This window comes from Anaeromonas frigoriresistens (assembly GCF_016820655.1).
In the GTDB taxonomy this organism is placed as follows: domain Bacteria; phylum Bacillota; class Clostridia; order Tissierellales; family SIT17; genus Anaeromonas; species Anaeromonas frigoriresistens.
In genome coordinates, this window is sequence record NZ_WSFT01000009.1 from 1 (window position 1) to 16,710 (window position 16,710).

Annotated in this window: 14 protein-coding genes; 2 read left to right on the plus strand and 12 right to left on the minus strand. The window is 31.0% G+C overall.

The genetic code is table 11. From position 1 onward, the window contains the following. Window positions 1–434: 434 nt before the first annotated feature. Both GOQ27_RS00935 and GOQ27_RS00940 read right to left on the minus strand, forming a co-directional pair. Window positions 435–629 (minus strand): DUF4177 domain-containing protein, encoded by a 195-nt coding sequence (locus GOQ27_RS00935; RefSeq protein ID WP_203364936.1) that lies wholly within the window; start codon window positions 627–629, stop codon window positions 435–437. Window positions 630–945: 316 nt separating this feature from the next. Continuing rightward, window positions 946–1,479, minus strand: coding sequence for a hypothetical protein (locus GOQ27_RS00940; protein WP_203364937.1), 534 nt, complete (start codon window positions 1,477–1,479; stop codon window positions 946–948). A gap of 178 nt (window positions 1,480–1,657) precedes the next feature. Here GOQ27_RS00940 and GOQ27_RS00945 point away from each other — a divergent pair, with 178 nt between their 5' ends. Together GOQ27_RS00945 and GOQ27_RS00950 are read left to right on the plus strand one after the other, a co-directional pair. After that, window positions 1,658–2,032 carry a BlaI/MecI/CopY family transcriptional regulator gene (locus GOQ27_RS00945; RefSeq protein ID WP_203364938.1) on the plus strand — a complete coding sequence of 125 codons (375 nt, stop codon included), beginning with the start codon at window positions 1,658–1,660 and terminating at the stop codon, window positions 2,030–2,032. A gap of 11 nt (window positions 2,033–2,043) precedes the next feature. Continuing rightward, entirely contained in the window at window positions 2,044–3,765 is a 1,722-nt protein-coding gene (locus tag GOQ27_RS00950) for a M56 family metallopeptidase (RefSeq protein ID WP_203364939.1), read from the plus strand. 45 nt (window positions 3,766–3,810) lie between these two features. Here the strand turns inward: GOQ27_RS00950 and kamE are convergent, their stop codons facing one another. The 10 genes from kamE to GOQ27_RS01000 form a co-directional block, all read right to left on the minus strand. Next, window positions 3,811–4,566 carry a lysine 5,6-aminomutase subunit beta gene (kamE, locus tag GOQ27_RS00955; RefSeq protein ID WP_203364940.1) on the minus strand — a complete coding sequence of 252 codons (756 nt, stop codon included), beginning with the start codon at window positions 4,564–4,566 and terminating at the stop codon, window positions 3,811–3,813. After that, window positions 4,566–6,122: a lysine 5,6-aminomutase subunit alpha gene (gene kamD, locus GOQ27_RS00960; RefSeq protein WP_203364941.1), complete on the minus strand. Its 1,557-nt coding sequence runs from the start codon at window positions 6,120–6,122 to the stop codon at window positions 4,566–4,568. Before kamD ends, kamE begins: the two co-directional genes overlap by 1 nt. After that, complete coding sequence (gene kamC, locus GOQ27_RS00965; protein WP_203364942.1) at window positions 6,112–7,761, minus strand: lysine 5,6-aminomutase reactivase ATPase KamC; 1,650 nt, start codon at window positions 7,759–7,761, stop codon at window positions 6,112–6,114. The genes kamD and kamC overlap by 11 nt, the downstream gene beginning before the upstream one ends. Window positions 7,762–7,773: 12 nt before the next feature. After that, complete coding sequence (kamB, locus tag GOQ27_RS00970) at window positions 7,774–8,787, minus strand: lysine 5,6-aminomutase reactivase subunit KamB (protein WP_203364943.1); 1,014 nt, start codon at window positions 8,785–8,787, stop codon at window positions 7,774–7,776. A gap of 108 nt (window positions 8,788–8,895) precedes the next feature. After that, window positions 8,896–10,161 carry a lysine 2,3-aminomutase gene (gene kamA / locus GOQ27_RS00975; RefSeq protein ID WP_203364944.1) on the minus strand — a complete coding sequence of 422 codons (1,266 nt, stop codon included), beginning with the start codon at window positions 10,159–10,161 and terminating at the stop codon, window positions 8,896–8,898. Between the two features lie 20 nt (window positions 10,162–10,181). Next, entirely contained in the window at window positions 10,182–11,219 is a 1,038-nt protein-coding gene (gene kdd / locus GOQ27_RS00980; protein WP_203364945.1) for an L-erythro-3,5-diaminohexanoate dehydrogenase, read from the minus strand. Between the two features lie 381 nt (window positions 11,220–11,600). Next, complete coding sequence (locus GOQ27_RS00985) at window positions 11,601–12,995, minus strand: sigma-54 interaction domain-containing protein (RefSeq protein WP_252187703.1); 1,395 nt, start codon at window positions 12,993–12,995, stop codon at window positions 11,601–11,603. Between the two features lie 76 nt (window positions 12,996–13,071). Beyond that, window positions 13,072–13,488, minus strand: coding sequence for a YwiB family protein (locus tag GOQ27_RS00990; RefSeq protein WP_203364947.1), 417 nt, complete (start codon window positions 13,486–13,488; stop codon window positions 13,072–13,074). A gap of 79 nt (window positions 13,489–13,567) precedes the next feature. Beyond that, a complete protein-coding gene (locus tag GOQ27_RS00995; protein ID WP_203364948.1) occupies window positions 13,568–15,904 on the minus strand; it encodes an ABC transporter permease in 2,337 nt (778 codons plus the stop codon). Further along, the gene (locus tag GOQ27_RS01000) at window positions 15,904–16,614 is read right to left on the minus strand and encodes an ABC transporter ATP-binding protein (protein WP_203364949.1); all 711 of its coding nucleotides are present in this window, start codon (window positions 16,612–16,614) and stop codon (window positions 15,904–15,906) included. Before GOQ27_RS01000 ends, GOQ27_RS00995 begins: the two co-directional genes overlap by 1 nt. Between the last annotated feature and the right edge of the window lie 96 nt (window positions 16,615–16,710).

Sequence of the window (16,710 nt, forward strand, 5' to 3'; positions counted from 1 at the left end):
TATTGGATTGAGTAAACATAACCTCTTCCGTAACTTACATTGTTATTCATATCATCACCTATTTCTATTATATCATATGTTGCTAGTATATTCTACTATATAACTATTATTCATATGAATTACTTTTTATCATATGTTATATCTATTAAAAAAATATCGCCTTAACTCATCACTGAAGTAATGAGGGTGCGGGCGATAATACTCAAAACAATACCTCCAATAAACTCGTCACATTATACTACAATCAAGACATACTTTTATATAGCGGCATTCTTTGTGATATAGTTCTTATTTAATCTTTTGTTTTAATTCTTTTAAATAAACCCCGACTCCAACAGTGCATGAAAAGATACCTGCTAATATTACCCCCCAAGAATAACTATTATTAAACGGATGATTTAAAACCCTTGCAACATAGTTTAAAATATAGTATCTTAATTTTCTTTAACTCTTTCAAGAATAATAGTAGTTTCATTTTTATTTGGGTTAGTAAAAAAAACAGTTCTATTTCCAAACTTTATATCAAATATTCTCCACCCTTCTTTTCCATAATCATTTAAAATATTTTCTAACTCCTCAGTAAGAGTTAAAGTACTGAGATTCCATTTAAAAACCTTATATTCATACATAATAAACATCTCTCCTTTTCTATACAATATATTTTTTGTTACAATTAAATTTACAACTACAAATCTAATTCTTAATTTCTATATAAAAGCATTGAATCCTTTTAAATTATAATCAATATTTTCCAAATGTTCTATTTGTTATTGGATTCCAAAATGAAATAATGTATGGTTTCGTACTAAAAATGGCGTTGTGACACAAAAGAATTTTTATATGCCATTTATAAGATATTCTAAAATATGTATATAATGATCGAAATTTAACTATAGCAGAGCCTTAATAAAAAGGATAAAGTATTTTTCTACTTTATCCTTTTTATTATTCCCTTTTTAAAAGGTTTATCATTTCTAATTTATCTTCTTCCCTTATATATCCGTATCTGCCTTCAGTATTAAAAATAATAAGTTTATTAGACTCTTCATCTTTCCATAACCACATTTGAAGTATTATTACTTTTTGTTTACTATTATCTAATTTAATTTTGTAGTCAGGATTATCTAAATCTACGTCAAACTCTCTATTTGCATACTTAAATTCAAAAGATACATTTCCAATATTATCTAAAATTCTATATATACGGGATTTATCAGTAACTTTTATTAAGTCAATACTATCCTCAGTAGATATCCACATTACTTCATGTTCTAGTTTCACAAATTCTTTAGACTCATTTTTTATATAAATAGCTATAGAAAGGATAAATACTACAGATATAATAATTAAAATATTTTGAGTTTTTTCAGAAACTATATTTGAAAGGATATATTTAGCTATAATTACTATCAATCCTCTGAGAAAAAAATTATTGCCATTAGAATTCCATCTAAAATAGGCATGCCTCATATCCTTCATTCATTAATTAGTAGCGTCATGTCTTATCCTTATTTTACCATATAAGAAGATCCATATCACTCAATACTTTTGTATTATAATAGAAAAAGTTAAATATTTGCCTTGACTTTTTATGATTACAGATGTAATCTATATATAAAGACTACATCTGTAATCTATTAATAAGGAGGGTAAAATTATGAAGGATATACCTCAGATCTCTGATGCTGAATGGCAAGTAATGAAGGTTTTATGGGAAAATAAACCCATGACAGCTATGGAAGTTTATAAAGAATTAGAAAGTAATACAGAATGGAAATCTAAAACGGTGAAAACCCTATTAAGACGATTGGTAGATAAAAAAGCTATAGACTACATTGTAGATAACAGAACTTACATCTATACCCCTATAGTTAAAGAAAGTGAATGTATCAAGGCAGAAACTGAAAGCTTATTACAAAAGGTAGCTAATGGATCCTTTAATCTATTAGTACAAAATTTCATTAAAGAACAAAGCTTAAGTCAAAAGGATTTAGATGAACTAAAAGAAATTATAGACAAAAATAAAGAATAGGTGGGGATAATATGAGTCTAGAGCAAATATTTAAGTTTATACTTTTATCATCAGCAATGGGTAGTATTTTAGCTGTGTTAATACTCTTTTTGAAGAAAATATTAAAAAAACAATTGAATGCCCATTGGAGTTATTATATTTGGTTTATATTGCTCATACGATTGATTATGCCCCTTGCTCCAGAAAGTTCAATCAGCATATTTAACCTTTTTGATGATACTAATGCATCTGTTAAAGTTCTACAAGAAGATATTCAAAAGGAGTCCTCTCCTAATACATATTCTAGTGAAAGTAGTTCTAATGAAAATAATATTGCTAAGGAGAGTTATTCTAGCAGTGAACAAACCAATGAACTACTACCTAAGACTAATACAACAGATATAACACCTAAAGAAGGTAATTCATTAGTTACTAAATCTATAGAGAATAACATTTCTTACATGAGTATATTATCCGTCATATGGTTAGTAGGGATAATTATATTGATTCTATATACGATCTTCGCAAATATGAAGCTATGGTTTAATCTTAGAAAGGAATCTGTAAGTAATAGTGAACAAATGTTATCCCTTTGGGAAGAGTGTAAAAAAGAAATGAATATACATAGGTCTATACCTTTAATAACAAGTAAAAATATACATACCCCCACTTTAATTTCATTTATAAAGATACAATTGGTCTTCCCGGAGAAAATGATAAATAAATTATCTAATGAAGAAATAAGATATATATTCTTACACGAACTCTCCCACGTAAAGAGATTAGATACAGTAACTAATTGGATAATGGTTATTATTCAAAGTATACATTGGTTTAATCCTGTAGTCTGGTTCTCTTTTCATAAAATGAGACAGGATTGTGAAATATCCTGTGATGCTACAGTTTTATCCCATTTAAGTAAAGATGAACATAAAGAATATGGAATGACAATTATAAGCTTATTAGAAATGTTCTCTAATAAGTATTACATCCCAGGAACATCTTCTATATTAAGGTCAAAATCAGGAATAAAAAGGAGAATTAAAATGATCACTCAATTTAAAAAGCATCCATTTATATGGTCGGTGATAGGGATTGGATTAGTTGTGATATTGGCATTTATAGGACTTACAAACCCTATAGGTTCTACTAAGGCTGATAATCATGATGAACTTACTGATAAAGCAAACATACTAGAACAACATCAAGCTTATCTTAATTCCCTTAAAATATCATATGATGAGTTTGAATCTTCAGTTCAAAATATTGTATCTGCAGATTATTTAGCTTCTTATGATGATACCCTTATATTCGGTGCAAATGGAAAAGAGTATAAAGTATCTGATATCAAAGGTTTATCTGAAAAAGAATTAAGCAGTTTGCAGGATGAGTTAGTGAGAGTTAGAAAGGAGCTTGGGACTAATAATCCAGAAGTAATTATTGGCTTCTCTAAATCTTATGATGCAGGCATTTATGATTGGAAGTATGTTTATTCTAAAACTATTTTTAAGGATAATAATGGTAAGGACACAGGAATGATAACTACTAAGAGATATACTTTTGAACAACAAGGAGAAGAATGGAGAATAATCAATGTAGACTCTGATATATTTCCTGCTACGATAGATGATAAAGAGATATTAGGTGCATTACTTGATGAATCAATACCTAAGTTAAAATATCAAACAATAAATAATGAGAACTTCGAATATATTTTTAAGCTTGGATTATCTAGCTTTTATGAGATACGATAAACTAATAAAAAGGGTTAACTTGAAATTCAAGTTAACCCTTATACATTATACTAAATCTCTTTCCACTATTTCTGTAACTATAAAGCTTGCCACATCATTTGCAAAGCTTCCTGTTCCAAATCCTGCATCATAGCCTAACTCTTTGGCTAATTCATGGGATAATCTAGGACCCCCGCATACTAATACGATCTTATCTCTTAAACCTTCTGCCTCAAGTAATTCTACTAGTTCAGTAAGGTTTGGGATGTGAACATTTTTCTGTGTAACTATTTGAGATACTAATATCGCATCGGCATCTAATTCTATAGCCTTTGCTACTAGTTCTTCATTGGGTACTTGACTCCCCATATTTATAGCTTCTATTCCTTTATATCTTTCTAATCCATAATGACCATCAAAGCCTTTCATATTCATTATGGCATCAATTCCAACAGTGTGAGCATCCGTACCAGTGCATGCTCCTATTATTGTTATATCTCTTTTTATATTTTCTTTTATATAATCTTCTACTCCATATTTATCCATGGAATCAACTTCAACCTTAGGAACTTCAATTTTAGTATAGTCAATAGTGTGTTGACATTTACCGTATACTACAAAGAAAGTGTAACCTACTCCTAGGTCAGCATAATGTACTACTTCAGGATCTTCTAAACCCATTTTTTTAGCTAATAGTCTAGCCGCTTCCTTTGACTCATCATTATAAGGAATTGGTAATGTAAAAGATGTTTGCATCATACCATCATTTAATGTATCTCCATAAGGTTTTACCCTTGTTAAATCTACCTTTTCTACAGCCATTATCTGTCACCTCCAAGCATTAGTTTAATGAATGGATTGTAGTATCCTTCACCCTTAGTGATAACTCCATCAAGACCTTTTCCACCATCTCTTGGTCTCTTAACTGCTGCAAATTTACCTTTTTCTATAGTAGAGAATAGTCCTTCTTGCTCTATATCCTTAAGAAGTTCATCTGCATCTTTTAATACATTCTGAGCTCTTGTTTGAATCATTCCACCATCTTTGAATTCAATTTCATCTCCTATGTTTCTTGCATTATTAAAAATGTATTTTGCATTTTCTATAGATAGCATTCTATCTTGAAGATGTGGTGTATGGATTGCTTCTGTAGGCATACCTAACAACTGTAGACCTTGATTAGTCCATACGGATACAAGGTTAAACATTGCATCTTGAAGATGTCCTTTAAATATATTTCCTGTCATAAACTTTGTTGGAGGCATATATTTAAGAGGGGCATTAGGGAATATCTCTCTTGCCATTTGAGCTTGAGATAATTCAAGTAAAAATCCATTTTCTAAATTAGGATCCATCTCAAAAGCATGACCTAATCCCATTTGTTCTTCTGGTATTCCAGCTTTTAGGGCAAATTGCTCATTCATAAATTGAGATGCTAATACTGTATGAGCTTCCTCTACTGCATCAGCTGTAGTAAGGTAGTTATCTTCTCCTGTATTTATGATAACTCCACCATATCCATTGATGATTCTAGAGAAGTACTGGTCTACTAATGTTCTTTGCATATTTATATCTCTAAATAATATTCCATATAAAGCATCGTTAAGCATTACATCAAGTCTTTCTAATGCTCCCATTGCTGCAATCTCTGGCATACATAATCCTGAGCAGTAGTTACAAAGTCTTATATATCTTCCAACTTCTTCTCCCACTTCATCAAGGGCTTCTCTCATAAGTCTGAAGTTTTCTTGAGTTGCATATGTTCCTCCAAATCCTTCAGTAGTAGGACCATAAGGTACATAATCTAATAAACTTTGAGCAGTAGTTCTGATTACAGCTATGATGTCTGCTCCCTGTCTAGCCGCTGCTTGAGCTTGAACTATATCTTCATAGATATTTCCTGTTGCAACTATAACATAAAGATAAGGCTTTGTTCCTTCTCCTAAATTCTCAATATATTCTTCTCTTTTAATTCTATTTTGTCTAATTCTTTCTGTTGTATCTTTTGCTATACCATCTATTACTTTGTATATATCTTCATCAGATGCTATAGGTAGCTTAGTTAAGTCAATATCTCCTGCACTAACCATTTCTGCTACTTTTTGGGGACTTTCTTTTGTATGAATCATAGCATTACCTATCCAATAGGCTATACCTTTATTTAGTCCTCCTCCTTCTTTAACATTATCTACTACTACGTTTGGTAATGGTCTTTCTATTTCGTCTACTCCGTCAATACCCAATAGTCTAGCTACTGTTCTTTCTACAGATACCGTAGAGTGCTTATCGATAAATTCTTGAACATCTTCAGCGATATTATTTGCAGCATTTCTTGCACTATCTACTACATTAAAATCAAGATTTAATTTACTCTTCATAGTTTGTCTCCCCTTTCATTAATATTTCTTCGGCTAAATCTAATATTTCTTCTTGAAGTCCCATAAACCTAGCAATATTTAATGCATCCCTAGGCACTTGGGTATTATCTTCTACTCTTTTTAATCTATAGTCCATATACTCACTTATCATATCAATACCATATCTATCATAATTGATCATTTCTTCCTTAAGTCTATCATAGTCTAAGTTTTCCAATCCTACTACTTGATAATGGGCTACACCTGAAGTATTAGCCACATTATCATAGTGAGTTGTTATCACACTAATAGAGGGTTTATCTAAAAGAAATTTAACTATGGCTTTGGATATTGCATAGCCCTCCTTTGGATTTGTCCCTCGCGCTAATTCATCGATTAATATAAGTCCGTTCTTATCACTTTCCCTTAAGGCACTTTTCACCTGATTTATTTCTCCCCCAAAGGTGCTAAGGCCTGAATCGATTGATTGCAAATCTCCTATAGAGACATATATATAATCTACTATAGATACTTCCATATATTTTGCGGGAACTAGTAATCCATATTGTGCCATAGCAGTAAGAAGGGCTATGATTTTTAGTGTGATGGTTTTACCTCCCATGTTGGCTCCAGTGATACATGTGGCTCCAGACTTAAGATCTATTGATATTGGTATGAATTTTCCTCTACGTCTATTAAGTTCATCTTGAACTTCAGGGTGAACCCCTTCAACTATATCAATCTTATTTTCGGTTATTATTTTAGGTTGACTACAGTTAAGACTTAATGCAAGGTAAGCTTTTGCTATTTTTAAGTCAAAATTGGCTATAGCTTCAATATTGTTATTTATAAGAGGTAGATTTCTTGCTATTTCTTTTGACAATCTTTCTCTTATTCTTAATTCTTCTTCTTCTTCTAATTCTTTAAGTTGTTCTAATCTATTTAGTAATTCTTCTATTTCAATTCCATCTACTACTCTATATCTTATAGACATATAGCTTTCTGATAAATACTCAAAGTCTGAGTGCTCTGATATGATTCCATTTAATGATACATCTTCCTTAGGAACTATAACTTCACCTTTAGGGTTAATTCTAATATTAAGCTCTTTTTTTAACCTACTTCTTTTTTCATTCTTCCTTAATTTTATATCCCGTCCTAAAGCTCTTTTTTCTTCCCTTATATTTGTTAATTCTTGAGAATATTCATCATAAATATAGAAGGTTTGAAGATTTTTATCTTGAGGATCAAATAGAGATTTTAATTCTTCTGATGATTGAACCTTCATATCATCATACATGGTAAAGGATAATTTTTGGGTTAATCCTTCAATATCATCTATAAAGGATACAAAGCTCTTTATCTCATAAAGCTCTATCACTGTAAGTATTTGATCATTTTGGGCCCTATATAGGGAATGTCTGATATCTTTAATATGAGCTAGAAGGGATTTTATCTGATTAAATATGTTTTTGTTTTCTTCAACACTTTTTGTAATTACTCCAACCTTTTTTAACTCCTCTTCAAGCTCATTCTTATCAAAATAGGGAGTTATTTCTCTTTTTTTATCTCTCCCATAGGGAGTTAATAATTGAAGTTTATTCATCACATAGTTAAAGCCAATCAGTGATTTTGTATCATCATTCATATATTTAATCAAAATTCCACCTCCTTACATCATCACATCAAATACAGGCAAATCCTTTATATAGCTACTCATTTTTTCTCTAAAATCTTCTGGGTTAAAGTAATATCCTAATGGTGAATAGGGGTTTAATGTTATTGCTACAACATTAATAGTGTTTATCACTTTAACTTTAACTCCTCTTTTCATGAACTTTAACCAATCTTTAGGCCCTATAAAAACCTTTGTCCCATCCGGAACTACTATAGTAACATCCTTATATAATTTAGAAGATTCAGTGATATCCTTTAATGTCTTAGTTACCAAAGACCCCGGGATAAATATATACTTGCTAGTTTCATCTATATTATCTGCTATTATTTTTCCAGAGTTTAATGATGTTTTTATATCTAATTTATTAATGTTATAACTTTCATCTATAATACATATATCCTTAGTTCCATCTAATTTTTCTTTTAAGTTTTCTTCAATTTCAGGAAGTCCTAAAAGAGTTTTCTTATGCAGAGTCTCTTCTATAACCCTATCCATACTTCTGCTAAGTACCGCTCCAGTAGCTAATACTGCTCCTTCGGTTATAGTAGGGTCTGCCACAGCTATTCTGTTTAAGGAACCATCAACTAAGACTAACTCTGCTCCTAATTCCAGTATCCTATCAGATATGTCCTTCATCTCCTTTATAGTTTGAGGTCCAGCGATTTCTATATATCCTCCATCTATCACTCTTCCTAAGACTATATTTCCCATAGGAGATCTGTATTTTGTTATTTCTATTATTTCAATAGTAGCATCGCTTCTATCAATACTACCAGTAGTTGTTGCTATAATATTGCCATCGGAGGCGTATATGGCTGGTTTTTCTGTATTGGTTAATACATCTGTCCGTTCCCCATCTCTCCCAGTAGATGTGATACCTAGATTTATATCTCTATCATATGCATCTTCTATTATTCGATTTAGTGCAACTGTTTTTCCTGCATTTTTTGCCATTCCTATTATTGAGACTATTTTATACTTTTGATGTATTAAACCAATTAACTCCATTCCAGCCTGCCCTCCTTTTATTTGGTTTGTATTATTAATTTGTCATTCTGAACGGAGTGAAGAATCTTAAGATCCTTCGCCTTCGCTCAGGATGACAGACTTAAACTTTTACTCAGCTGTAGTCATTCTATTCTTTGCTCTTTCATTTCTTGCAAGCTTAGTAGGCTCTAGAGCTATATCATGACCTTCTAATAATCCCGCTACACCAGTTAATTTATGATCTTCTTTACCAGTACACACATCACATTTACAAGCAGATTCTTTTACTTCTGGCTCAGTATAAGTAGTAATAACCCCTTCAAAGTTTCTTAAGATAAGCTTGTTTGATGATCTAGATACTACATAGTTTGGCATTACTGGAATCTTTCCACCGCCACCAGGAGCATCTACAACAAATGTTGGTACTGCATAACCTGAAGTATGACCACGAAGACCCTCTATAATCTCAATACCTTTACCTACAGAAGTTCTGAAATGCTCGATTCCCATAGATAAATCACATTGATAGATGTAGTATGGTCTTACTCTAATTTTAACTAATTTATGAACTAAATCTCTCATAGTATGAACACAATCATTTACTCCTCTGAGAAGTACAGATTGGTTTCCTAATGGTACTCCAGCATTAGCTAATAACTCTATAGCTCTTGTAGATTCTTCAGTGATTTCTTTTGGATGATTGAAATGAGTGTTCAACCATACTGGATGATATTTTTTAAGCATATTTACAAGATCTTCAGTTATTCTTTGAGGCATAACAACTGGTGCTCTTGAACCTATTCTTATTATTTCTACGTGAGGAATTTCCCTTAACTCTTTAATTATTTTTTCAAGTCTTTCATCAGAAACTAATAAAGCATCTCCTCCAGATAATAATACGTCTCTAACTCCTGGAGTATTTCTGATATATTCTATAGCTCTTTCTATTCTGTCCATTCCCATAGCTGAGTCCTGTTGTCCTGCAAATCTTCTTCTAGTACAATGTCTACAATACATTGAGCATTGATCTGTTATTAAAAGAAGTACTCTATCAGGATATCTATGAGTTAATCCAGGTACTGGAGAGTCAGTATCTTCATGAAGGGGATCCTCCATATCTGCTGCTCCCATGTGTGTTTCTAATACTTGAGGTACTGCTTGAAGTCTAACTGGACAGTTAGGATCATTTTCATCCATTAATGAAGCATAGTATGGAGTAATACCCATTCTAAATTTCTCTAAAACTTTAGAGATTCTTTCTTCTTCTTCTTTAGTAATGTTTATTATTTTTTTCAAATCTTCAATAGTATCTATTCTATTTCTTACTTGCCACTGCCAATCGTTCCAATCTTCTTCTTTAACATTTTTCCAAATTTCAATATTTTTATAGTTCATTTCATTAGCCCCCTTTTAATTTATGCGTATAGTTCTTCGTATACTTTTCTTAATTCTTCGTTTTCTCTCATTATTTGAAGTGCTATTTCAGCGTGTCCTTTTGTATATCCATTACCCATAATCATGTTTGAGTCTCTTCCTACTCCTTCTGCTCCTAAAGCTGCTTTAGTAAAGCTCGTTGCCATACTGAAGAAATAGATTGTTCCATCATCTTTAGTAGCTAATATACTTCCCATTTCAGTATTTGGCACATTAACATTGTTTATAGTTATATCAGCCATTTTCCCATCAGTTAATTCACTTACTCTATTCATTACATCTACTGCATTAGTAGCATCCCCTACTATATAATGATCAGCTAATCCTAACGCTTTAACTCTCTCAATACTCTTTTCACTATACCCTAGGCAAATAACTGTACCAGTTACTCCTACTCTTTTCTTTGCTTCATATAAACAAAGCATTCCAGACTTTCCTGCTCCACCAATAACTAATACAGTATCTCCTGGTTTAACTAATTTTGCAGTTTGAGCTGGTGCTCCAGCAACATCTAGTACTGATAATGCTAAATTCTCTGGAATATCAGAAGGTAATACTGCATATATTCCACTTTCAAATAGTATAGCTTTTCCATTTATATCAACTTGATCAATATCTTTTCTTACTTCTACTATTTCATCAATTCTTAAAGGGGTTAATGATAAAGAAACTAAAGTTGCTATCTTATCTCCTACTTTAAGATCAGTTTTTCCTTCTAAAGCTGGACCTATTTTTTCAACAGTTCCTATAAGCATTCCACCGGATCCTGTTACTGGATTTTGGTGCTTTCCTCTAGATTCAACTATACCCTTCATTATTTCTTTGATTTTTTCAATATCTCCTCCAGCTTCTTCTTTTATTTGAGTAAAACTAGCTGAGTCAACATTTAATGTTTGAACATCAATAAGAATTTCATTGTCATAAATCTCCATGTTGTTATCTATTTTTGTAGCTGGTTGAGGTAACGTGCCCTTAGGTTCAATTACTCTATGAGTTCCAAATTTACATCCTTTTTTCATAATAACGCCTCCTTAGATTTTTTATATTTTTATTTATTTCGAAAATGTTTTCCTACTTGTAATATAGTTGCAAATAGCATGCCACTTTCAATGTAGTTAATAAATTAACAATCTAAAATAGAGAAAATTAACTTTTATTATACTGGTATTGTTAATAATAATAGCCTCAAAATAAGTATTAGCCTTGGTTAACTTTTTCTTTTTACTATTTTTACATATTCGTAATACTATTTATATTCTGAATATTGAGTGTTTATTATCAAAGAAACTGGGTAAAAATTTCTTATATTTGATTAATTGTGCTGGATTTTGGGCATTAATTAATGGTTATTGTTAAATAATATACTTTTTATCCTTCAAAAAACTCCTAAGATTCATTTCTTAGGAGTTTTTTAATCCATACTTCTTCATCTTATATTGTAATGTCTGTCTCGGTATTGATATAATATCTGCTGTTTTACTGATATTCCAATGGGTTTTATTCAAACCATCTAATATTATTTTTTTCTCCAGTTCCTCTACTGCCTTATTTAATGGTTGCACTTCCTCATCTAGTGAAATAGTATCAATAAATTCTCCAAACTGATAAGGAAGATGTTCTCTTTTTATTATATGAGTCTCCTCTATAGACAATATTCCTTGGATCACATGTTCAAGCTCTCTAATATTTCCTGGCCAATCATATTTATTAAATATGTCTAAGACTTCTTTTGATATATTATCAACAGATGTATCTAGTTTTCTATTATATTTATCAATGAAATACTCTACTAATACTGGGATATCATCCTTTCTTTCTCTTAAAGGAGGTATTTTAAGGTTTATTACACTAAGTCTATAGAATAAATCTTTTCTAATTAGTTTTTCATCCATTGCTTGTTCAGGCTCAGTATTAGTTGCAGTAATCACTCTAACATCCACATCAATAGTCTTTGTTGAGCCTAGTCGTCTTATACTACCATCTTGTAGCACCCTTAACATTTTTGCTTGAAGTTCTAGGGGCATGGAGTTTATCTCATCAAGAAATAATGTACCCTTATTGGCTAATTCAAATAAACCTGGCCTATCCTCAGCTCCGGTAAAACCTCCCTTTACTGTACCAAATAGGATCCCCTCAAGTAAATTAGCAGGTAGGGCTGCACAGTTCTGAGCAATAAAAGGTTTGTTTTTTCTGCCACTGGCATTATGGATTGATTGAACTAATAGTTCCTTTCCTGTCCCAGTTTCACCATATATAAGTACTGGAGAAGAAGTTTGAGATGCCCTTAATGCCATTGCTTTAAGTTTAAGCATCTTTGCATTTTGCCCTATTATATCAACAAATGTATATTTAGCTCTTTCTTTATTCTCCTTAGGATCTTTAGTTTCTTTATATAATTTAGATTGAAGATCTACTATTCTCTCTGATAATTCTCGAACTTTGGTTATATCTCTAGATAACTCAATGGCCCCCTTTATTCTTCCTTTTTCTTTGATAGGAATTGAGGTGTTTATTGTGGTTATCTTATCTCCTTTATAATTGACAAAAGTCTGTTCTGCCTCAAATATAGGACTACCAGTCTGCATTACCTTTATAAGAGTACTGGTATCATGGGATAGGGATGGATAGACTTCAAATATATGTCTACCTAAGGTTTTTTCTACATCTAACTCATCAAGATTTTGAGCTGATTTATTAAAATATAATATTTTACCCTTTTCATCAATTATTTGAATACCTTCTTCTATATAGTTAAGTATTTCAAATATATTTTCTCTAAAAAAAATATTTTTCATCATTATCCTCCTATGCTTAATTTTCGGCACCTGTTGCAAAATAATTGGCATCAATTGATGCCAATTATTAATGTTTTTATGAAAAAGTAATATCTAATGTATTTAGACTTTCCATTGTATTAGATATTATAAGTCTATATTTCAAGCTAAGATCACCTTTACCTTCATCGCTTATATCTACATTTACCTTTTGGGTAGTTACTTCCATATTTAAATTACCATAAGCTGTGGTATATTCGGTATTATATCTGTCACCCTTTTTGAAGGATAATTTAGAGTTATTCTGTCCAAATCTTTTCATCCATACTTCATCATCTTTTATCTTTAATGTAGTAGTGGATCCCTCCATGCCAGATATCTCAGTTTCATCATATACTACATAATAAAAATTATTCTTTTTATAGAATTTTCCTTCTGTTGTTAATTCTATTTTATTACTCTCACCATCATCTGTTTTTTGAGTACCTAATATCTTTACCATTACATCTTTCATTATATCTTCCTCTCTTATCTAGGACTATATTTCTTAGTTTATTTCACATCCCATAGTTTATAATTTATATAGTAATTTATCAAGTAATTCTGTTTTTAAGAGCTTCTATAAAGTCTAGATTCTTTATTTTTCTATAGGTTGCTAATTGAGCAATAATTACAAATATAACCGTTGCAAGGATAGATCCTAAATAACTAAGTAAGGATATATCTACTCTCAATGTATATATATCAGTACTATACATACTCTCTAAATATTTAATCATATATAATCCCAAAGGGATACCTAATAAAATTCCCGTTATAGTCATTATAGCATTTTCCTTAGTAACTATCTTGAATATTTCTTTTTTAGATAGTCCTAATACTCTTAAAGAAGAAAATTCTAATCTTCTCTCAGCTATATTCATTATTGTTGAATTATATATGATAACGAATCCTAAGATTCCTCCGGCCAATAGCATGATGCCTAAACTCAATATAATTAAATCTGTAAACTCCATATATATATTTATCATATCCTTTGTTGATTGGATAAAGGATACATATTCTAGATCATCTAATCTATTTTTAACATCTTCATCAGAGTTTATATATACTCCAGTGGTGATATTACTGCCGATAAATTCTTCTCTCATTTGAGATATATTCATATATCCATTACTTCCTAGAGACTGTCTTATTATACCTTTAACTTCTACTTTAATATTTTCGTCATTATTGAAGGTTTTGATTTCAATATTATCTCCTTCTTCTAGATCCAAGACTTTTGCTAATCCCTCTGATAATAAAATACCCTTCTTCGGTAATTCTATATCATCTCCTTTAACTGAAGTAAAATCATAAAACTCTGTATTTTCCTCTAATCCTATTATAGTCACAACTTTTTCTTTTTCTTCATTAATTATTTCAAAAGGATACTCAATCTTATTCTCTATTTTACCTATTTGTAATTCTTCTTTTATATCCTCTATTACATCTCCCGTCATAGGTCTATTAAAGTTTATATTATACTCCATTAATTGAAAGTCAGTGTAGTGTTTATCAAACATTGTATTCATTGCATCTAGCATTGCAAAGGGCATTATAACTATAGAGAATGTTATAGCTATTCCTAAACTTAAGAATATAAATCTTTTCTTATTTCTGAATATGTTCCTAAATACCATCTTCTCACTAAAGTTTAATCTTCTCCATAAAAATCCTATCCTATCTACAAATACCCTACCGCCTTTTTTAGGAGGATCTGGTCTCATGGATTCAGCTGGATCTATCTTTAATACCTTTCTAGCTCCCCATAGTCCAGCTAATACACAAAACATCACAGATAATATGATGCCATATAGGGTGAATTCCGGATAAAATCTTCCCTCCAAGAAGGGGATATTAAAGAAATTGAGATACATTTTAGCCATCTGATTAGCTAATAAACTTCCTAATAATATCCCTATAACTGATCCTATCAGACCTAAACTTAAGGATAATTTAGTGTAGTGGGCTAATATTTTTCTATTATTATATCCTAAGGACTTCATTACACCGATAGACATCCTATCATTTCTTATCATTCTAGATATCAATGCAGCTATTATAATCCCTGCTACCCCTAGAAATAATAGCGGTATCGTACTAGATACCTGTTTAAGTCCTTTTATCTCTTCATGAACCATTCTATTACTCAACTGATCTTCTCTAGGATATATTCTTCTAATTTTAGATCCTTTCATCTGATCTTCTATTTCTTCTTTTAATACTTCTAAGTTCTCTGTATTTTTTGATGTTACTAAGGCTTCGGTGTAAACACCACTATATCCTAATATCTCTTCTAAGTATTTCTCATCCATATATACTACTCCAAACTTCTTAGGAGTTGGAAGAAGACTTTGTTCATCTTCCATCAAATAGATATATTCAGGACTGGATACTATTCCTTTAATAGTAAATATAATATCCTTTCCTCCTATTTCTAATGTTATATCATTTCCCACATCTAGACTTCTAGCTTCAGCAAATTGCTTTAGCATTAAAACTTCCTTTTTCTCTATATTTTTATCTCCCTTTACCGTATATAGCTTATTTATTTCTTTATCCTTTCCTTGAGATATTAACCTCACCTTTGCATCTTGATCTTCATCTTTAAAAGGAACATCTACTACTATCCTTCCTTCAACTTTAGATACATCGGTAATCTGTTGGATTTTCTCGATATCTCCATCAGATAGTTCTACTGCCTCTATAAAAAGATCACTAAAATTCATTCTATTAAAATATGTATCTATAGACTCTTCTAAATTGATCGCTGCCATACTTAATCCAGTGTATATTATAAGTCCAATGATTATTAGGACAGTTATCGCAATAAATTGACCTTTAGAATTTTTAATAAGCCTTAATAGTCTTAAATCTAATTTTTTCATTACCATTCGATCCTTTCTGGAGAAATAGGATTTTCATTAACTTTATTGTCTACTATTTTTCCACTTCTCATCTTTATAACTCTATCCCCCATTTTTGAGATTGGTGAGTTATGGGTAATTATAACTACAGTCTTTTTATAGTCTTTATTGATTTTATTTAGTAAGGACAATATAGATTTTCCTGTCTTATAATCTAGTGCTCCTGTAGGTTCATCACATAATAATATAAGGGGATTTTTAGCTACCGCCCTAGCAATAGCTACCCTTTGTTGTTCTCCACCACTCATTTGAGATGGAAAATGTCCTTTTCTATCTGATAAATTCACACTTTCTAACACTTCTGCTATTTTTAATGGATCTTTACATATCTCTGTTGCTAACTCCACATTTTCTTCTGCTGTTAGGTTCGCCATTAAATTATAAAACTGAAATACAAATCCCACTTTATCTCTTCTATAACTAGTAAGGGATTTATCATTATATTTTGTTATATCTTCATCTCCTATAAAGACTTTTCCTTCTGTTGGAGTGTCCATCCCTCCTATAATATTTAATAGAGTACTTTTCCCAGAGCCACTGGGCCCTACAATTACTACAAATTCCCCTTCATTTATATCAAAGGAAACTTTTTTTAGAGCATTTACCGTTACTTCTCCCATTTTATATTCTTTGCTTAAATCTTCTACCCTTATCAATTTATTCTTCTCCATATTTACACCCCCGATTAAATAACTTCTTATTTATATTTTATTGTATATATTGTCTTTTGAATAGAGTAGACAAGAAAAAACCTGAGATATTTTATC